This is a genomic window from Geodermatophilus sp. SYSU D00705 (assembly GCF_054050135.1).
In genome coordinates, this window is the sequence record NZ_JBJGYT010000008.1 from 132,695 (window position 1) to 150,459 (window position 17,765).

Below are 17,765 nucleotides of genomic sequence, written 5' to 3' on the forward strand. Positions count from 1 at the left end.
GGTCCTCATAGGATCGCGAGGTGCCCGCCCACGTACCGTCCCCGCGGGCGCGGGTCGTGGTCCTCATCTCCGGTACCGGGTCGCTGTGCGCGGCGCTGCTGGAGGCCGCCGACGACCCCGGCTACCCGGCGACGGTGGTCGCCGTGGGCAGCGACCGCGACGCCGACGGTCTCGAGCACGCCCGCCGCCGCGGCATCGCGACCTTCACCTGCCGCCTGCGCGACCACGCCGACCGCGGCGCCTGGGACGCCGCGCTGGCCGCCGCGATCGCCGGGCACCGGCCGGACCTGGTGGTCTCCGCGGGGTTCATGAAGATCGTCGGCCCCGCCGTGCTGGACGCCTTCGGTGGGCGGCTCGTCAACACCCACCCCGCGCTGCTGCCCGCCTTCCCGGGCGCACACGCCGTCCGCGACGCGCTCGCCGCCGGCGTCGACGTCACCGGCAGCACGGTGCACCTGGTCGACGCCGGGGTGGACACCGGCCCGGTGCTCGCCCAGCGGGAGGTGCCCGTCCTCCCGGGGGACGACGAGGCCCGGCTGCACGAACGGATCAAGACCGTGGAGCGCGAGCTCCTGGTGGACACGGTGGCGCGACTCGTCACCGGCGAGGAGGAGCCCCGATGAGCGACCGCACCCCCATCCGCCGCGCGCTGCTGGGCGTGTACGACAAGACCGGCATCGAGGAGCTCGCCCGCGGGCTCGCCGAGGCCGGCGTCGAGCTGGTCAGCACCGGCGCCACCGCCCGCCGCATCGCGGACGCCGGTGTGCCGGTCACCCCGGTCGAGCAGGTCACCGGGTTCCCGGAGTGCCTGGACGGGCGGGTCAAGACCCTGCACCCGTCGGTGCACGCCGGCATCCTGGCCGACCGCCGCAAGCCCGAGCACGTGCAGCAGCTCGAGGAACTCGGCGTCGCGCCCTTCGACCTGGTGGTGGTCAACCTCTACCCGTTCACCGAGACGGTCGCCTCGGGTGCGAGTCCCGACGAGTGCGTGGAGCAGATCGACATCGGTGGCCCGGCGATGGTGCGCGCCGCGGCCAAGAACCACCCGTCGGTCGCCGTCGTCGTCGACCCCGCCCGCTACGGCGACGTCCTCGCGGCGGTGTCCGCCGGCGGGTTCACCCTGCAGGAGCGGCAGCGCCTGGCGGTGGCGGCGTTCCGGCACACGGCGGGCTACGACATCGCCGTCGCCTCGTGGATGGGCAGCGTGCTCGCCCCCGAGGAGGAGACCGTGTTCCCCGCCTGGGTCGCGGCCAGCTGGGAGCGGGCCGACGTCCTGCGCTACGGGGAGAACCCGCACCAGCAGGCGGCGCTGTACCGCGGCGGTCAGCCGGGGCTGGCCCACGCCGAGCAGCTGCACGGCAAGCAGATGTCGTACAACAACTACGTCGACACCGACGCCGCCTGGCGGGCCGCGCACGACCACACCGACCCGTGCGTGGCGATCATCAAGCACGCCAACCCCTGCGGGATCGCCGTCGGCCCCGACATCGCTGCCGCGCACCGCAAGGCGCACGCCTGTGACCCGGTGTCGGCCTTCGGTGGCGTGATCGCCGCCAACCGGGAGGTCGACCTCGCCATGGCCGAGCAGGTCGCCGCCGTCTTCACCGAGGTCGTCGTGGCCCCGTCGTTCACCGACGACGCGGTCGAGGTGCTCACCGCCAAGAAGAACATCCGGCTGCTGCGGCTCCCGGAGGCCGGCCGGCCGGCCACCGAGCTGCGGCCGGTCAGCGGCGGGCTGCTGCTGCAGGTCGCCGACCGCGTGGACGCCCCCGGCGACGACCCGACCACCTGGACGCTGGCCACCGGCCAGCCCCTGGATGCCGCCGGCCTGGACGACCTCGTCTTCGCCTGGCGCAGTGTCCGTGCCGTCCGCAGCAACGCGATCCTGCTGGCGCACGAGAAGGCGACCGTCGGCGTCGGCATGGGTCAGGTGAACCGGGTGGACGCCGCCCGGCTCGCCGTCGCCCGGGCGGGGGACCGCGCCGCCGGCGCCGTGGCCGCCTCCGACGCCTTCTTCCCCTTCGCCGACGGGCTGCAGGTGCTGCTCGACGCGGGGGTGCGCGCGGTGGTGCAGCCCGGCGGGTCGGTGCGCGACGAGGAGGTCATCGCCGCCGCGGCCGCCGCGGGCGTGCCGCTGTACCTCACCGGGACGCGGCACTTCGCCCACTGATGCCGTCGACCCGCCCGCACGTCCGCCCGCCCGAGGCGGGAGCCGAGATCGAGGGGCAGGACTTCGCCCGGGTGGACTGGTGGGGCGCCGACCTCGACGGGGTCACCTTCACCCGGTGCCGGTTCGACGACGCCGGGCTGGAGGAGCTGGTCACCCGGCGGTGCGTGTTCGAGTCCTGCGTGCTGACCGGGGTGCGGATGGGCGGCTCCCGGCACCTGGGCTCGGCGTTCCTCTCCTGCCGGTTCGACCGGGCGCGGCTGTTCGACGTCACCTGGGACGGCTGCAAGCTGACCGGCTCGCAGTTCCCCGGCGCGCAGCTGCGGCCCATGACGTCGACCGACAGCGACTGGAGCTGGACCTCGCTGCGCGGCGCGGACCTCTCGGGGCTGGACCTGTCCGGGCACCGGTTCCGCGAGGCCGACCTGACCGACGCCGACCTCCGCGAGTGCGACCTCACCGGCGCCGACCTCGACCGCGCCCGGCTGCAGGGGGTCAGGCTGCGCGGCGCCGACCTGCGCGGGGCGTCGACCGACGCGGTGAACTGGCTGGCGTTCGAGCTGACCGGGGTCCGCGTGGACCTCGTGCAGGCGGTCCAGTTCGCCCGCGCCCACGGCGCACTGGTCGCCGACTGACGCCGGTCACCTCCGCGGGCTGGTCATCATCAGCTTGACCGCGCCGAGGATGCCCAGCACCGGGACGGCGACGGCGAACCAGAAGCCGGTGCCGAAGGTGTCGGCGTCCCACCGGGCGTCGGAGAGCGGGACGAGCACCCCGGCGAAGCCGACCAGGCTCACCAGCAGCGCCAGCACGCCGAGCAGGCGGTGCGAGCGGGCCGGCAGCAGCGCCAGCACGCCCAGCACGAGCAGCACCGCGCCCGCGGCGACCACGGCCACGGGTTGCCACATCCCGTCGGAGAAGACCTCGGCCGCGTCGCGGCCCAGGCCCTCGACGCCCCGCCGGACCAGGTCCAGCCCGCTCAGGTCGCTGCCGGCGATCCAGCGCAGCAGCACGCTGACCCCGGCCGCCACACCGGCCAGCACCAGCAGCAGCCCGGCCAGGGCGTCGGGACGGCGGACCCGCACCGGCCGGGTGGAGTACGGCGGCGCGGTGGCGGCGGGGGGCGGTACCGGCGGGGGACCGGCGGGCGGCATGCCCGCCGTGTAGCCCCCGCCGTAGCCGGTGTCGGTGCGCGAGCTGCCCACCGGCTGGAGCCCCGGCGTCGTCTGCTCCCGCCAGTCGCCGGCGCCGCCGTGCGTGCCGGCCGGGGACTGGTCGCGCTCGGTCATCTGCTCTCCTCGCGGGTCGGCAGGCGGGGACGCCCCGCTGCCCCCGAGCCTAGGGCGGGGTCGCAGGCAGCGGGCGGCTCTCGGGCACACTGTCGGGCGTGCCCGCGACGATCCTGGACGGCAAGGCCACCGCAGCAGCGATCCGGGCGGAGCTGACCGAACGGGTCGCCGCACTCACCGCCGCCGGTCACCAGCCGGGGCTGGGCACCCTCCTCGTCGGCGACGACCCGGGCAGCCGGTGGTACGTCAACGCCAAGCACTCCGACTGCGCGCAGGTGGGCATCGCCAGCATCCAGCGCGAGTTGCCGGCCACCGCCACGCCCTCCGACGTCCTCGAGGTCGTCGACGAGCTCAACGCCGACCCGGCCTGCACCGGCTACATCGTGCAGCTGCCGCTGCCGGAGGGGATCGAGGAGAGCACCGTCCTCGAGCGCATGGACCCGGCGAAGGACGCCGACGGCCTGCACCCGGTCAACCTCGGCCGGCTGGTGCTCAACGTCCCGGGCCCGCTGCCGTGCACGCCGGTCGGGATCGTCGAGCTGCTGCGCCGCCACGGCGTGCCGATCGCCGGCGCCGAGGTGGTCGTCGTCGGCCGCGGCATCACCGTCGGGCGGCCGCTCGGCCTGCTGCTCACCCGCCGCAGCGAGAACGCCACGGTGACCCTCTGCCACACCGGCACCCGCGACCTCGCCGGGCACCTGCGCTCGGCCGACATCGTGGTGGCGGCCGCCGGCGTGCCGGGCCTGGTGACGAAGGACCTGGTCAAGCCGGGTGCCGCCGTCCTCGACGTCGGGGTCAGCCGGGTCGAGGGCAAGATCGCCGGCGACGTCGCCAAGGACGTCGTCGACGTGGCCGGGTTCGTGGCGCCCAACCCCGGCGGGGTGGGCCCGATGACCCGCGCGATGCTGCTGCAGAACGTCGTCCTGGCCGCCGAACAGGCCGCCGCGGCGGACGTCCTCACGGCCTGATGTCCCGCCCGCCGCTCTACACCCGCCGGCCGTTCCTGGCCGGCCTGCTGCGGCAGCTGCCGCTGCTGGTGGTGCTGGTCGTGGTGGGGGTCGGGCTGCTCATGGTGACCTTCGAGCACTGGCGCCGGGGGCTGGTCGTCGTCGGGGTGGCGCTGGTCGGCGGCGGACTGCTGCGGCTGCTGCTCCCGGTCCGGCGGGTGGGGTTCCTCGCCGTCCGCAGCCGGCCCGTGGACGTCGTCCTGCTGGCCGGCGTGGGGGTCACGCTCGCCGCCTTCGCCCTGGCGATACCAGGTGAGTGAACGAGGCCCGGCACCCGACCGGGCGCTGTGGCCGCCCCAGCGATAGGTTGGCCGCCATGGCAGAGCAGCCCAGGAACGGCAAGGTCACCGTCGTCGGTGCCGGCTTCTACGGCTCGACCACCGCCCTCCGCCTCGCGGAGTACGACATCTTCGAGACCGTCGTGCTCACCGACATCGTGGAGGGCAAGCCCGAGGGCCTCGCCCTCGACATGAACCAGTCCCGGCCCATCGAGGGCTTCGAGACCAGGGTCGTCGGCGTCGGCGGCGGGTCGTACGAGGGCACCGAGGGGTCCGACGTCGTCGTGATCACCGCGGGTCTGCCACGCAAGCCCGGCATGAGCCGGATGGACCTCATCGAGACCAACGCCAAGATCGTCCGCCAGGTCGCCGAGAACATCGCGCAGACCTCGCCGGACGCCGTGGTCATCGTGGTGTCCAACCCCCTGGACGAGATGACCGCCCTGGCCCAGCTGGCCACCCAGTTCCCGAAGAACCGGGTCATGGGGCAGGCGGGCATGCTCGACACCGCCCGGTTCTCCAACAACGTCGCCGAGGAGCTCGGCGTCCCGGTCGCCTCGGTGCGCACCCTGACGCTCGGCTCGCACGGCGACACGATGGTGCCCGTGCCCTCGCGCTGCACCGTGGACGGCAAGCCGCTGGCCGACGTGCTCGCCGCCGACCGCATCGAGCACCTGGTCGACCGGACCCGCAACGGCGGCGCCGAGGTGGTGGCGCTGCTCAAGACCGGCTCGGCGTACTACGCGCCCTCGGCCGCCGCGGCCCGCATGGCCCGCGCGGTCATGGAGGACTCCGGCGCGGTCATGCCGGTGTGCGCCTGGGTGGACGGGGAGTACGGCATCTCCGGGGTGTACCTGGGGGTCGAGGCCGAGATCGGGCGCGAGGGCGTCCGGCGGGTGGTCGAGGGCGACCTGTCCGACAGCGAACTGGCCGGGCTGCGCGAGGCGGCCGAGGCCGTGCGCGCCAAGCAGGCTGACGTAGCCGACCTCTGACCGACCGGTCAGAGCTGCAGAGAGGGAAACACAGACGTGAGCAAGATCAAGGTCGAGGGGACGATCGTCGAGCTCGACGGCGACGAGATGACCCGGATCATCTGGCAGTTCATCAAGGACCAGCTGATCCTCCCGTACCTCGACGTCGACCTCGAGTACTACGACCTCGGCATCGAGAAGCGCGACGAGACCGACGACCAGATCACGGTGGACGCCGCCAACGCGATCCAGCGGCACGGCGTCGGCGTCAAGTGCGCGACGATCACCCCGGACGAGGCGCGGGTCGAGGAGTTCGGCCTCAAGCGCATGTACCGCTCGCCCAACGGGACGATCCGCAACATCCTGGGCGGCGTCATCTTCCGCGAGCCGATCATCATGTCCAACGTGCCGCGGCTGGTGCCGGGCTGGACCAAGCCGATCGTCGTCGGCCGTCACGCCTTCGGTGACCAGTACCGCGCCACGGACTTCAGGTTCCCCGGCGAGGGGACGCTGACGCTGACCTTCACCCCGAAGGACGGCTCCGCGCCGATCGAGCACGAGGTGTTCCAGTCCCCGGGCGCCGGCGTCACGATGGCGATGTACAACCTCGACGAGTCGATCCGCGACTTCGCCCGTGCCTCGATGAACTACTCGCTGGGGCGCGGCTACCCGCTGTACCTCTCGACGAAGAACACGATCCTCAAGGCCTACGACGGCCGGTTCAAGGACCTCTTCCAGGAGGTCTTCGAGACCGAGTTCAAGGACCAGTTCGAGGCCGCCGGCATCACCTACGAGCACCGGCTGATCGACGACATGGTCGCCGCGTCCCTCAAGTGGGAGGGCGGCTACGTCTGGGCCTGCAAGAACTACGACGGTGACGTGCAGTCCGACACCGTGGCCCAGGGCTTCGGCTCGCTGGGCCTGATGACGTCGGTGCTGATGAGCCCCGACGGCCGCACCGTCGAGGCCGAGGCCGCCCACGGCACGGTGACCCGCCACTTCCGGGCGCACCAGCGCGGCGAGGCGACCTCCACCAACCCGATCGCCTCGATCTTCGCCTGGACCCGCGGCCTGGCCCACCGCGGCAAGCTGGACAACACCCCGGAAGTGACCCGCTTCGCCGAGACCCTGGAGAAGGTCTGCATCGACACCGTCGAGGGCGGCCAGATGACCAAGGACCTCGCGCTGCTGATCAGCCGGGACACGCCGTGGCTGACCACCCAGGACTTCCTGGCGGCCATCGACAGCAACCTGCAGAAGGCCATGGCCTGACGTAGTCGCTCGTCTCGCAGCGGCCCCCTCGCCCCCAGGTGAGGGGGCCGCTGCCGCTTGTGCGACCCCCGCGCAACTCCGGGGAAGTCGCGGCTGCACGGGGCACGGCACCAGCACGTTCCCCGGAGTTGTGCCCTGTGGACGACGCCGGCGCGCGGAGGCCGTCTCCCGGCACCTTCACCCGGTGCCCCGACCTCACCGTCCCGCGGCTCTCCGAGGCCGTGTGTTCCGCACGTCGGACGTCGTTGCGGCGGGGCTGCTCACGGCGGCCCAGCTGCGCAGCTCGGCCTGGCGACGCCTCTTGCGGGGCGTCTACGCCGACGCCGACCTCCCGGACTCCTTCGACGTGCGCATCGCCGGAGCCGGGCTGCTGCTCGCACTCGCCGGACTGCCCGCCATCCCCCAGTTCACCGTGCGGGACGCCGACGGGTCCTTCGTCGCTCGCGTGGACCTCGCCCATCCCGAGCAGCGGGTGGCCGTGGAGTACGACGGAGCGTGGCACGCCGACCCGACGCAGCTCGTCCGGGACCGCCGCCGGCTCGACGCACTGGTGGCCGCCGGGTGGACGGTCCTGCACGTGACGGCGGCCGACCTGCGGGACCCGGAGGCGCTCGTCGCGCGCGTGCGGGCACTGCTCGCGGCCCGCAACTCCGGGGGAGTCGCGCTCTGATGCGGCCCAGAGGCAGCAACTCCTCCGGAGATGCGGAGCGGGGGCTGCGGCGTCAGGCGCCGAACAGCTGGGTCCACCAGGGGCCGCCGGACCCCTCGGCGACGCCGACGCCGAGCTTGGTCAGCTCGCAGTCGAGGATGTTGTCCCGGTGGCCGGGGCTGGTCATCCAGTCGTCCATCACCTCGGTGGCGTTCGCCTGGCCGTAGGCGATGTTCTCCGCGCGGGCGTAGGAGATCCCGGCCTGCCGAGCGCGGTCGAACGGGTCCAGGCCCTCCGGGGTGTCGTGCGAGAAGTAGTCGCGGTCGCGCATGTCGGCGCTGTGCGCGCGGGCGACGGCGGCCAGGGAGCTGTCGGCCACGACCGGCGCGCAGCCGGCGGCGGCGCGGGCCTGGTTGACCAGCGTCAGCACCTGGCCCTCGACGCCCGGGGCGGCGGGCGCGGCCGGCGCGGCGGGGGCGGCGCGAGGCGCGGGGGCGGGCGCCGGCGCGGGTGCGGCCCGCGGCGCGGGGGCGGCGCGGGGCGCGGGGGCGGGCGTGCCGGCCGCGACGGGAGCCGGCTGGTCGCGGGCCTCCTCGGCCGTCGGCTCCCCGGCGGGGGCGGGCTCCGGCGTCGACTCCTCGGCCGGGGCGGCCGGCGCGGTCTCCGGCTGCTCGGCGGCCGGCGTCTCGGGGGTCGCGCCGGCGGGGGTCTCGGCCCGGGTCTGGTCGGCCGGGGCGCCGTCCACGCCCATCTGCACCGTACCGCCCCCCGAGGTCGTACGGGCCGACGACGACCCGCCGGACCGGACGGCGCGGGACGAGGTCTGGCTCGACGCCGACGAGGCCTCCAGCGCGGCCTGCTCGGAGGAGCTGGTGACCACGTTCGACACGACGGGCACGGCGAAGGCGATGCCCGCGACCGCGAGGACGACGGCGAAGACGGGGAGGACACGACGCAGGCCGAAGGCGCGCGAGAGCGCTGCGGTGATCCGCGAGGGGGGCCGGTGGCCCGAAGGCATGTGGTGCACGAGGTAACCCTCACGAGTTGCTAGATCACGGATCGTTACTTTGGGCAGAGTAGCCGGATGCGGACCGTGATCGGCATGGGGCTGTGAGCAATGTCACACCCGATTCGACTCAACCGCCCCCGGTGGGGCCGTCGGCGGAGGGCGGGCAGCATGGACCCCGTCCCTGCTGTCTCGACCGAGGAGCGCGCCGCCGGTGAGCGACGTCTGGCTCAACATCGTCATGGTCGTCGTCTTCGTCCTCGTCGGAGGCGCCTTCTCCGGCGCGGAGATCGCGCTGGTCAGCCTGCGCGAGTCCCAGGTCCGCACGATGGCCGACAACGCGGGACGGCGGGGCAAGGCGGTGGCCCGCCTGCTCAGCGACCCCAACCGCTTCCTGGCCGCCGTCCAGGTCGGCGTCACGCTGGCCGGGTTCTTCTCCGCGGCCTTCGGCGCCAGCACCCTGTCCGCACCGCTCGCCGACCGGCTGGAGGCGCTGGGGATCGGGGAGGGGCTGGCGGCGACGCTGGCGCTGGTGCTCGTCACCATCGCGATCAGCTACCTGTCGCTGGTGGTCGGGGAGTTGACCCCCAAGCGGCTGGCGCTGCAGCGGGCGGAGGGCTTCTCGCTGATCGTCGCCGCACCGCTCAACGGCATCGCGACGCTGTTCCGCCCGGTCATCTGGCTGCTGTCGGTCTCGACCAACCTGCTGGTCCGCCTGCTCGGCGGTGACCCGAAGGCCAGCGGGGAGGCGATCAGCCAGGAGGAGCTGCGCGACCTCGTCGCCGCCCACGAGTCCCTGAGCACCGACGAGCGCCGGCTGATCGGGGAGGTGTTCCGCGCCGGCGACCGGGAGGTGCGCGAGGTCATGACGCCCCGCACCGAGGTCGACTTCCTGGAGGCGTCGATGACCGCCAGCCGGGCGGCCAAGCAGGTGCACGACTCCAGCCACTCGCGCTACCCCGTGGCCGGCCGGGACGAGGACGACGTCATCGGCTTCGTGCACGTCCGCGACCTGTTCCTGCCCGCCCACCCCGCCGGGCGGGCGGCCACCGTGGGCGACCTCGTCCGCGAGGTGAAGCGGCTGCCCGGCACCGCCGGCGTCCTCACCGCGCTGTCGGAGATGCGGCGGGAGAACCACCACCTGGCCATCGTCGTCGACGAGTACGGCGGCACCGACGGCATCGTCACCCTCGAGGACCTCATCGAGGAGGTCATCGGCGAGATCTACGACGAGTACGACGAGGACGTCGGGGACGACGCCGAGGAGGTGCCCGGCGGCCCGCAGGAGGTCGACGGGCTGCTCAACCTCGACGACTTCCGCGAGGCCACCGGGGTGCAGCTGCCCGAGGGCCCGTACGAGACGGTCGCCGGGTACGTGCTGGCCGAGCTGGGCCGGCTCCCGGACGTCGGGGACGCCGTGACGGTCGAGGAGCGCACGCTGACCGTCCTCGAGCTGGACGGACGCCGCATCGCGCGGCTGTCGGTCAGCCCGGCGCCCGACCCCGAGCCCGCGACCGGCGGACCGACTGCCGGCTAGCTCTCTCGGCCGCGGGCGCGGGTGGTCTCCCAGGCGTCGCGGACGATGCCGGCCAGGTCGGTGTGCTGCGGCGTCCAGCCCAGGTCGGCGCGGATCCGGTCGCTGGAGGCGACCAGCTGCGCGGGGTCGCCGGCGCGGCGCTCCCCGACGACCACGGGCACCGGGTGGCCGGTGACCTCGCGGACGGCGTCGACGACCTCCTGCACGGAGAAGCCGGTGCCGTTGCCCAGGTTGTAGATGCGGTGCTCGCCCGGGGCGGGGGCGGTCAGCGCGAGCAGGTGTGCGTCGGCGAGGTCGGAGACGTGGATGTAGTCGCGGATGCAGGTGCCGTCGGGCGTCGGGTAGTCCTCGCCGTAGACCGTCATCGCCTCGCGGGTGCCCGCGACCACCTGCAGCGCGATCGGGATGAGGTGGGTCTCGGTGGTGTGCCGCTCGCCCAGGCCGTGGGCGGCGCCGGCGACGTTGAAGTAGCGCAGGCTGACCGCCGCGAAGTCGTACGCGGTGGCGTAGGAGGTGAGCATCGCGTCGACGGCGAGCTTGGTGGCGCCGTAGGTGTTGGTCGGCCGGGTGGGGGCGTCCTCGCGGATGGGCACCTGCTCGGGCTCGCCGTAGGTGGCCGCGGTGGAGGAGAACACGATCCGGCGGCAGTCGACCGCCCGCATGGCCTCCAGCAGGGCCAGGGTGCCGGCGACGTTGGTGTCCCAGTAGATCTCCGGCTTGACCTGCGACTCGCCGACGAGGCTCTTGGCCGCGAAGTGCAGCACCGCCTCGGGCCGGACGTCGGCCAGCACCGGGGCCGAGTCGTGCAGCGAGGCCTGCACGAACGCCGCACCCTCCGGGACGGCGTCGGCGTGCCCGGTGGAGAGGTCGTCCAGCACGGTGACCTCGTGGCCCCCCTGCAGGAGGGCGGCCGTGACTACGCTGCCGATGTAGCCGGCCCCACCGGCGACGAGAACGCGCATGCGCCCACCCTAGAGACGGTTCTCGGGCGGCGCGGTCAGGAGGAGGGACCCGTGGTCAGCGCACGCCCGGCGGTGCAGCAGTTGCCCGCCTACAAGCCGGGGCGCAACCCCGCCGACCTCGCCCGCGAGATCGGCGTCGCCCAGGCGGTCAAGCTGGCCAGCAACGAGGTCGCCTTCCCGCCGCTGCCGGCCGTCGTCGAGGCGCTGGCCACCGCGGCCGCCGAGACCAACCGCTACCCGGACAACGGCGCCGTCGTCCTCACCCGGGCGCTGGCCGAGCGGTACGACGTCGACCCCTCGCAGGTGGTCACCGGCTGCGGTGCGGTCATGCTGTGCCAGCAGCTGGCCCAGTCGTTCAACGACCCCGGCACGAGCATCGCCTTCGCCTGGCGCTCCTTCGAGATGTACCCGCTGCTGGCCCAGGTCGCCGGCGCGCGGTCGATCCAGGTGCCGCTCGTGCCCGGCCGCCCCGGCGGGCCGGCCGACACCCACGACCTCGAGGCCCTCGCCGCGGCCCTCGACGACACGACCCGGGTCGTGTTGGTCTGCAACCCCAACAACCCCACCGGGACGGCGGTCCGCCGCGCGGAGCTGGAACGGTTCCTCGACGCCGTCCCGGCCCAGACCCTCGTCGTCCTCGACGAGGCCTACCGCGAGTTCGTCACCGACCCCGACGTCCCCGACGGCGTGGAGCTCATGCGCGGGCGGCCCAACGTGGCCGTGCTGCGGACGTTCTCCAAGGCGTGGGGGCTGGCCGGCCTGCGGGTCGGCTACCTGCTCGCGGAGGACCCGGCGGTGGCCGAGGCGGTCCGGAAGACCCACGTGCCGTTCAGCGTGAACATGCTCGCCCAGGCCGCGGCCGTCGCCGCGCTGGCCAGCGAGGACGAGGTCCGCCGCCGGTGCGCGGCGGTCACCGCCGAGCGGGAGCGGCTGACCGCCGCCCTCCGCGAGCGGGGCCTGGACGTCTCCGACAGCCAGGCCAACTTCGTCTGGCTGCCGGTGGGGGAGGAGACCGCCGACCTCGCCGCCGCGCTCGAAGCGCGGGCGGTCATCACCCGTCCGTTCGCGGGCCAGGGCATCCGGGTCACCGTGGGCACCCCCGAGGAGGACGACCTCTTCCTCGAGGCCCTCGACCGGGTGCGCTCCGCCACGCCGGTCGCCTGACGAGCCGCAGGTGACGACGGCGTCCGGCACGCGCGGAGCGGCATCCCCCCGGCGGCTGGTTTGATTGCCGACGTGCCTCTTCCCCGTGTGCTCTCCGGCATCCAGCCGACGGCGGGTTCCTTCCACCTCGGGAACCACCTGGGTGCCCTGCGCCAGTGGGTGGACCTGCAGGAGACGGCGGAGGCCTTCTACTGCGTCGTTGACCTGCACGCGATCACCGTCGCGCAGGACCCGGCGGAGCTGCGGCGCAACACCCTGGTCTCGGCCGCGCAGCTGCTCGCGCTCGGCGTCGACCCCGCGCGCAGCGCGCTGTTCGTGCAGAGCCACGTGCCGGAGCACCTGCAGCTGTCGTGGGTGCTGGAGTGCCTCACCGGCTTCGGCGAGGCCAGCCGGATGACCCAGTTCAAGGACAAGAGCCAGCGCGAGGGGACGGCGGGCACGACCGTCGGCCTGTTCACCTACCCGGTGCTCATGGCCGCCGACATCCTCGTCTACCAGGCGCAGCAGGTACCCGTCGGTGACGACCAGCGCCAGCACCTCGAGCTGACCCGTGACCTCGCGATCCGGTTCAACGGCCGCTTCGGCGACACCTTCCCGGTGCCGGAGGGCTTCATCCCCGAGGGCGCCGCGCGGGTCATGGACCTGCAGTCCCCGGACAAGAAGATGAGCAAGAGCCTGCCGCCGGCCGGGTGCGTCTTCCTGCTCGACGACCCCAAGGTGACGGCGAAGAAGATCCGCTCGGCGGTCACCGACACCGGCCGCGAGATCGTCGCCGACCCGGTCGCCAAGCCGGGCATCACCAACCTGCTGACCATCCACAGCGCGCTGTCGGGGGAGACCGTCGCCGCTCTGGAGGAGCGCTTCGCCGGTCGCGGGTACGGCGACCTGAAGAAGGAGCTCGCCGAGGTCGTCGTCGACTTCGTCACCCCGGTGCGGGACCGCACCCAGGAGCTGCTCGACGACCAGGCCGAGCTCGAGCGGGTGCTCGCCGCCGGTGCCGCCCGCGCCCGCGAGGTCGCCGCCGGCACCGTCGCCGCCGTCTACGACCGGGTCGGTTTCCTCCCACCGGCCGGAGCGGGCGCATGAACGACGACACCTTCGTGCCGCGCAGCCGCCCGCTGCCGGAGACCGCCGTCCTCGGCGTGGTCGTGCCCATCCCCGAGCCCTGGTCGCAGCTGTTCGTCGACTGGCGGACCAAGGTCGGCGACGCGCAGGCGAGCCTGGTGCCCCCGCACGTCACGCTGCTGCCACCCACCGAGGTGGTCGCCGCCGACCGGGGGGCCATCAGCGCGCACCTGGCGTCCGTGGCGGCCAGCCACCCGCCGTTCGACATGCACCTGTCGGGCACCGGCACCTTCGCGCCGGTCTCCGACGTCGTGTTCGTGGCCGTCGCCCGGGGCATCGGCAACTGCGAGCTCATCGCCAACGACGTCCGCTGCGGGCCGCTGGCCCGGCCGCTGACCTACCCGTACCACCCGCACGTGACCGTCGCCCACGACGTCCCGGGCGACATGCTCGACCTCGCCTACAACGGCCTGGCCGACCTCTCGGCACAGTTCCGGGTCCGCCACTTCACCGAGTTCGAGCAGAACGCCGACGGCTCGTGGGTCGTCGCCCGGGAGTACCCGCTCACCGGTCCCGAGCGCTGAGAGAGGACCCCCCTTCCCGGCACGCCCCGCGCGCTCGGCGCGGGGCCCTGGCGGGCGGCCGCTCCAGCACGCCACCGGGCACCGGCGAGCCGGCCACCGGTGGCCGCTGGTCCCGGGTCACCCGGCTGACCGATCGCTGGGACTCGCTGGTCACCCGCCTGCGCCGCCGCCTGCCGTGGCTCGACCACCTCGCCCGCGCGGGCGGCCGCTATCAGCGCACCCAGGGCGATCTGATGGCCGCGGGCGTCACCTACTTCGTCTTCCTGGGGCTGGTCCCCGTGCTGCTCCTCGTGGCGTCGGCCATCGGTCTGGTGCTGGCAGGGGACCAGCTGCTGCAGGACGAGCTCTACGACGCCATCCGCGACGCCTTCCCGGGGTCGACCGGCGAGCAGATCGTCCGCGAGCTGCGCGCGGCGGTGGGCTCGGCCGGCGTCGTCGGCGTCATCGGGCTCGCCGGCTTCCTCTACGCCGGGATGCGCGCCATGGACAAGCTGCGCGTGGGCATGGAACGCATCTGGAAGGGACGGGCCGACGAGCCGGAGTTCCTCCGCGACAACGTGCAGGACCTGCTCGCGCTGCTCGCGCTCGGCGTCACCGGGCTGCTCAGCCTCGGCTTCACCGGGGTGGTCACCCAGGCCACCGGGTGGCTGCTGGACCTGCTCGGGCTCGCCGACGCCCCGGGCCTGGGGGTGCTCACCACCCTGCTGGGGCTCGCGCTGGCGGTCGGCACCGACGTCGTGGTCTTCCTGTGGCTGCTCAAGGTGGTGCCCTCGACGTCCCACCCGCTGCGGCGGCTGCTGCCCGGCGCGCTGTTCGGCGCGGCCGGCTTCGAGGTGATGAAGCTGCTGGGCAGCCTCTACCTGGCGCTGATCTCCGGCAGCGTCACGGCCTCGGCCTTCGGCGGGGCCGTCGGCATCCTCGTGTGGATCAACCTCGTCTGCCGGTTCGCCTTCTTCACCGCGGCGTGGACGGCGACCCTGCCCCGGGTCCAGGAGGCGGCCCCGACGGTCCCTGCGCGCCCGGAGCCGGTGGTGCCGCCGGCCGACCACTGACCGGCTGCTCCGTGCCGCGGGGCACCCGGCGGACCGCCCGGCGGCGGCCCGCCACGGTGGCGAGCACGACCGCGACCGCCGCGGCGCCGAGCCCGACCGCGAGCAGCGGCGCCCCCCCGGCCGGCTCGCCGGCGGCCGCGGTCACCGGGGCGGGCGCGGGCCGCACGGCCGGAGGTGACGACGTCCGCGGGGTGGTGGTCGCCGGGGCGGGGACGTCGGCCGCGGAGTCGACCAGCACGCCCACTCCGGGCGCCCCGGCGGGGACGGCGAAGCCCCAGTCGAGCAGCAGCGCGGCCTGGTCGGAGGCGCGCAGCGGCACGTTCTCGGTGTTCATGACGCTGACCACCAGGCGGCGGCCGTCGCGCTCGGCGGCGGTCACGTAGGTGTGCCGGGCGGCGTCGGTGAAGCCGGTCTTGCCGCCCAGATCGCCCGGGTAGCGCGTGAGCAGCGGGTTCTCGTTCTGGATCTGGTAGCCCTCGGAGCGCCCCTCCACCGGCGGCATCTGTGCGACCTGGGTCTGCAGGATGGCGGCGGTGCGCGGGTCGGCGACCAGCCGGCGGAACACCAGCGCCAGGTCGTAGGGGGACGAGGTCTGGCCGGCCACGTCCAGCCCGGACGGTGACCCGGCGACGGTGTCGAACGCGCCGATCTCCGCCGCGGTCTCGTTCATCGCCCGCACGGTGACGTCGAGGCCACCGGCGGCCCGGGCCAGGGCGTTGGCCGCGTCGTTGCCCGACTGCATCACCAGCGCCTCGAACAGCAGCGAGACCGGGTAGTGCCCACCGGCCACCATCCCGACCCGGCTGCCCTCCATGTTCTCGTCCTCGACGGTGCCCTCCACGACCATGGCCGGGTCCAGCACCGGCACGAGGGTGAGCAGCGTCAGCGTCTTGAGCGTGCTCGCCGGGTAGTAGCGGCCGTGCGGGTCACGGGCGGCCAGGACCACACCGCTGCCGGCGTCGGCGACCAGCCACCCCGCCGCGGTCAGTCCGTCGGGCAGCGGGCCGGCGCCGTCAGTGACGACGACGCCGCGGGTGTCCAGCCCCTCGCCGCCGACGGTGACCCCGCCCGGGCCGGTGCCCTGCGGCGGACCGCCCGGCATGGGCGCGGTGGGCGAGGGCGCTGCCGGATCGGCGGTCGGTCGGGGGTCCTCGGCCAGCGCCGGCGCGGCTCCGGCCAGCAGCATCCCGGCGGTGAGGACTGCGGCGACCCCCGCCCTCAGCCGCCGTCGTCCCATGGCGTCGACGCTAGCGGCGCGGCCGCCCGAACCGGCGCGGAGCCGTCCTGGTGGCCCACGCCACTGCCGGAACGCCCCTTCGCAACGATCGCGTCTCGGTCTCCCGGGGAGGGGGCGGCGGTGCCGCCGCCCGCGGTTAGCGTGCGCTGGTCGCGCGTGTGGTGGGCCGGCTGTGCCGGTCACCGGCGCGTGGCCCCGGATGACACCGGGGCGGGCCCGGTTCCCCTCGGACCCGTCCCCCCAGAGAGGAGACCGTCTTGCGCCGAGCGCGGAAGATGAAGGCCGCGGCGTTGCTGCTGGCCGGCAGCATGGCCCTGGCGGCCTGTGCCAGCGACGAGGAGGGCGGCGGCGGCAGCTCCGGCGGCGGTGGCGGTGGCGGTGGCGGTGAGAGCAGCGAGCTGCAGATCGGCCTGGCCTTCGACACCGGCGGCCGCGGCGACCGCTCGTTCAACGACTCGGCCGTGGCCGGGGTCGAGGCCGCGATCGAGGAGCATGGTGGCGAGGTCACCGAGCTCTCCCCGAACGCCGACGCCTCCAACCGCGCCGACCTGCTGACCCAGCTGGCCGACCAGGGCTTCAACCCGATCATCGCCGTGGGCTTCGCCTACAGCGACGTGATCGGCGAGGTGGCCCAGCAGTACCCCGACGTCACCTTCGCCCAGGTCGACGGCGCGGTGGAGGACGCCGGCAGCCCCGAGAACCTCACCGGCCTGCTGTTCGCCGAGGAGCAGGGCTCCTTCCTCGCCGGCGTCGCCGCCGCGCTGAAGAGCGAGACCGGCCACGTCGGGTTCGTCGGCGGCGTCGAGACCCCGCTGATCCAGAAGTTCGAGGCCGGCTTCGTGGCCGGCGCCCAGGCGGCCAACCCGCAGATCATCATCGACCGGCAGTACATCTCGCCGGCCGGTGACTTCTCCGGCTTCAACGACCCGGCCCGCGGCCAGATCGTGGCGCAGGGCATGTACGACGCCGGCGCCGACATCGTCTACCACGCCGCCGGCGGCTCCGGCATCGGCGTGTTCCAGGCCGCCGCCGCCTCCGGTGGCCGTGCCATCGGCGTCGACTCCGACCAGTACCAGACGGTCGACGACCCGGCTCAGCAGGCGGTCATCATGACCTCGATGCTCAAGCGCGTCGACGTCGCCGTCGAGACCTTCATCGGTGAGTTCGTCGAAGGCAACGTGACCGGCGGCGAGAACGAGGTCTACGACCTCGAGGTCGACGGCGTCGGCCTGGCCACCACCGGTGGCTTCATCGACGACATCCAGAGCGACATCGACGGCTACCGCCAGCAGATCATCGACGGCACGATCACGGTCCCCACGACCCCGTGACGCCGATCGGCTGACCACGCACGACCGACAGCGGGTCCGGGGGCGCACACGCCCCCGGACCCGCTGTCGTGAGCGGGGACCCTGCCCGTCGGCCCGCGCGCCCCGGTGCGCGATCATGCGGCGGCCGGTGGAACCCGGCGGGAGAGCGGTGGCGAGCGGTCGATCCCGCGCCACCGATGCAGCAGAGTGGACGT

The 17,765-nt window shown here is 74.0% G+C and carries 18 protein-coding genes; 14 read left to right on the top strand and 4 right to left on the bottom strand.

The genetic code is table 11. The features are described from left to right. The first annotated feature begins 20 nt into the window (after window positions 1-20). Genes purN through ACI78Q_RS09095 form a run of 3 tightly spaced genes read left to right on the top strand, consistent with a single transcriptional unit; the run spans window position 21 to window position 2,802 of the window. Window positions 21-623 (top strand): phosphoribosylglycinamide formyltransferase, encoded by a 603-nt coding sequence (purN, locus tag ACI78Q_RS09085; RefSeq protein ID WP_456923001.1) that lies wholly within the window; start codon window positions 21-23, stop codon window positions 621-623. After that, on the top strand, window positions 620-2,170 hold the full coding sequence (gene purH / locus ACI78Q_RS09090) for a bifunctional phosphoribosylaminoimidazolecarboxamide formyltransferase/IMP cyclohydrolase (protein ID WP_456923002.1): 1,551 nt from the start codon (window positions 620-622) through the stop codon (window positions 2,168-2,170). The genes purN and purH overlap by 4 nt, the downstream gene beginning before the upstream one ends. Continuing rightward, a complete protein-coding gene (locus ACI78Q_RS09095; RefSeq protein ID WP_456923003.1) occupies window positions 2,170-2,802 on the top strand; it encodes a pentapeptide repeat-containing protein in 633 nt (210 codons plus the stop codon). The genes purH and ACI78Q_RS09095 overlap by 1 nt, the downstream gene beginning before the upstream one ends. A gap of 6 nt (window positions 2,803-2,808) precedes the next feature. On the opposite strand, the gene ACI78Q_RS09100 is transcribed toward ACI78Q_RS09095, so the two are convergent. Next, a complete protein-coding gene (locus tag ACI78Q_RS09100) occupies window positions 2,809-3,456 on the bottom strand; it encodes a hypothetical protein (RefSeq protein WP_456923004.1) in 648 nt (215 codons plus the stop codon). A gap of 98 nt (window positions 3,457-3,554) precedes the next feature. Between ACI78Q_RS09100 and ACI78Q_RS09105 the strand changes: the two genes are divergently transcribed. From ACI78Q_RS09105 to ACI78Q_RS09125, 5 genes are all read left to right on the top strand, one after another. After that, entirely contained in the window at window positions 3,555-4,424 is an 870-nt protein-coding gene (locus ACI78Q_RS09105; RefSeq protein WP_456923005.1) for a bifunctional methylenetetrahydrofolate dehydrogenase/methenyltetrahydrofolate cyclohydrolase, read from the top strand. Then, complete coding sequence (locus ACI78Q_RS09110; RefSeq protein WP_456923006.1) at window positions 4,424-4,723, top strand: DUF3017 domain-containing protein; 300 nt, start codon at window positions 4,424-4,426, stop codon at window positions 4,721-4,723. Before ACI78Q_RS09105 ends, ACI78Q_RS09110 begins: the two co-directional genes overlap by 1 nt. A 56-nt stretch (window positions 4,724-4,779) precedes the next feature. Beyond that, entirely contained in the window at window positions 4,780-5,733 is a 954-nt protein-coding gene (mdh, locus tag ACI78Q_RS09115) for a malate dehydrogenase (protein WP_456923007.1), read from the top strand. 36 nt (window positions 5,734-5,769) lie between these two features. Then, complete coding sequence (locus ACI78Q_RS09120; protein ID WP_456923008.1) at window positions 5,770-6,984, top strand: NADP-dependent isocitrate dehydrogenase; 1,215 nt, start codon at window positions 5,770-5,772, stop codon at window positions 6,982-6,984. 223 nt (window positions 6,985-7,207) lie between these two features. Next, complete coding sequence (locus ACI78Q_RS09125; protein WP_456923010.1) at window positions 7,208-7,654, top strand: endonuclease domain-containing protein; 447 nt, start codon at window positions 7,208-7,210, stop codon at window positions 7,652-7,654. 52 nt (window positions 7,655-7,706) lie between these two features. Here the strand turns inward: ACI78Q_RS09125 and ACI78Q_RS09130 are convergent, their stop codons facing one another. After that, window positions 7,707-8,651: a CAP domain-containing protein gene (locus ACI78Q_RS09130; RefSeq protein ID WP_456923038.1), complete on the bottom strand. Its 945-nt coding sequence runs from the start codon at window positions 8,649-8,651 to the stop codon at window positions 7,707-7,709. A gap of 202 nt (window positions 8,652-8,853) precedes the next feature. On the opposite strand from ACI78Q_RS09130, the gene ACI78Q_RS09135 reads away from it, so the two are divergent. Beyond that, window positions 8,854-10,176 (top strand): hemolysin family protein, encoded by a 1,323-nt coding sequence (locus tag ACI78Q_RS09135; protein ID WP_456923011.1) that lies wholly within the window; start codon window positions 8,854-8,856, stop codon window positions 10,174-10,176. Here the strand turns inward: ACI78Q_RS09135 and galE are convergent. Beyond that, a complete protein-coding gene (gene galE / locus ACI78Q_RS09140) occupies window positions 10,173-11,138 on the bottom strand; it encodes a UDP-glucose 4-epimerase GalE (RefSeq protein ID WP_456923012.1) in 966 nt (321 codons plus the stop codon). The two genes, ACI78Q_RS09135 and galE, sit on opposite strands and share 4 nt — an antisense overlap. 51 nt (window positions 11,139-11,189) lie before the next feature. Between galE and hisC the strand changes: the two genes are divergently transcribed. From hisC to ACI78Q_RS09160, 4 genes are all read left to right on the top strand, one after another. After that, window positions 11,190-12,302, top strand: a complete 1,113-nt coding sequence (gene hisC / locus ACI78Q_RS09145) for a histidinol-phosphate transaminase (protein ID WP_456923013.1) — start codon at window positions 11,190-11,192, stop codon at window positions 12,300-12,302. Between the two features lie 72 nt (window positions 12,303-12,374). Further along, window positions 12,375-13,388 (top strand): tryptophan--tRNA ligase, encoded by a 1,014-nt coding sequence (trpS, locus tag ACI78Q_RS09150; protein WP_456923014.1) that lies wholly within the window; start codon window positions 12,375-12,377, stop codon window positions 13,386-13,388. Continuing rightward, a complete protein-coding gene (locus ACI78Q_RS09155; protein ID WP_456923015.1) occupies window positions 13,385-13,951 on the top strand; it encodes a 2'-5' RNA ligase family protein in 567 nt (188 codons plus the stop codon). The genes trpS and ACI78Q_RS09155 overlap by 4 nt, the downstream gene beginning before the upstream one ends. A 233-nt stretch (window positions 13,952-14,184) precedes the next feature. Next, window positions 14,185-15,003, top strand: coding sequence for a YihY/virulence factor BrkB family protein (locus tag ACI78Q_RS09160; protein ID WP_456923016.1), 819 nt, complete (start codon window positions 14,185-14,187; stop codon window positions 15,001-15,003). On the opposite strand, the gene ACI78Q_RS09165 is transcribed toward ACI78Q_RS09160, so the two are convergent. After that, window positions 14,906-16,240 carry a D-alanyl-D-alanine carboxypeptidase family protein gene (locus tag ACI78Q_RS09165; RefSeq protein WP_456923017.1) on the bottom strand — a complete coding sequence of 445 codons (1,335 nt, stop codon included), beginning with the start codon at window positions 16,238-16,240 and terminating at the stop codon, window positions 14,906-14,908. The two genes, ACI78Q_RS09160 and ACI78Q_RS09165, sit on opposite strands and share 98 nt — an antisense overlap. A 257-nt stretch (window positions 16,241-16,497) precedes the next feature. Here ACI78Q_RS09165 and ACI78Q_RS09170 point away from each other — a divergent pair, with 257 nt between their 5' ends. Then, complete coding sequence (locus tag ACI78Q_RS09170) at window positions 16,498-17,571, top strand: BMP family lipoprotein (RefSeq protein WP_456923018.1); 1,074 nt, start codon at window positions 16,498-16,500, stop codon at window positions 17,569-17,571. The last annotated feature ends 194 nt before the right edge of the window (window positions 17,572-17,765 follow it).

Excerpts from the sequence above, each read along its gene's own strand:
- ACI78Q_RS09155 (WP_456923015.1), top strand. The coding sequence starts at position 13,385 with ATGAACGACGACACCTTCGTGCCGCGCAGCCGCCCGCTGCCGGAGACC.
- ACI78Q_RS09165 (WP_456923017.1), bottom strand. The coding sequence starts at position 16,240 with ATGGGACGACGGCGGCTGAGGGCGGGGGTCGCCGCAGTCCTCACCGCC.
- galE (WP_456923012.1), bottom strand. The coding sequence starts at position 11,138 with ATGCGCGTTCTCGTCGCCGGTGGGGCCGGCTACATCGGCAGCGTAGTC.
- mdh (WP_456923007.1), top strand. The coding sequence starts at position 4,780 with ATGGCAGAGCAGCCCAGGAACGGCAAGGTCACCGTCGTCGGTGCCGGC.
- ACI78Q_RS09130 (WP_456923038.1), bottom strand. The coding sequence starts at position 8,651 with ATGCCTTCGGGCCACCGGCCCCCCTCGCGGATCACCGCAGCGCTCTCG.
- ACI78Q_RS09160 (WP_456923016.1), top strand. The coding sequence starts at position 14,185 with ATGGCCGCGGGCGTCACCTACTTCGTCTTCCTGGGGCTGGTCCCCGTG.
- ACI78Q_RS09110 (WP_456923006.1), top strand. The coding sequence starts at position 4,424 with ATGTCCCGCCCGCCGCTCTACACCCGCCGGCCGTTCCTGGCCGGCCTG.
- ACI78Q_RS09095 (WP_456923003.1), top strand. The coding sequence starts at position 2,170 with ATGCCGTCGACCCGCCCGCACGTCCGCCCGCCCGAGGCGGGAGCCGAG.
- ACI78Q_RS09100 (WP_456923004.1), bottom strand. The coding sequence starts at position 3,456 with ATGACCGAGCGCGACCAGTCCCCGGCCGGCACGCACGGCGGCGCCGGC.
- purH (WP_456923002.1), top strand. The coding sequence starts at position 620 with ATGAGCGACCGCACCCCCATCCGCCGCGCGCTGCTGGGCGTGTACGAC.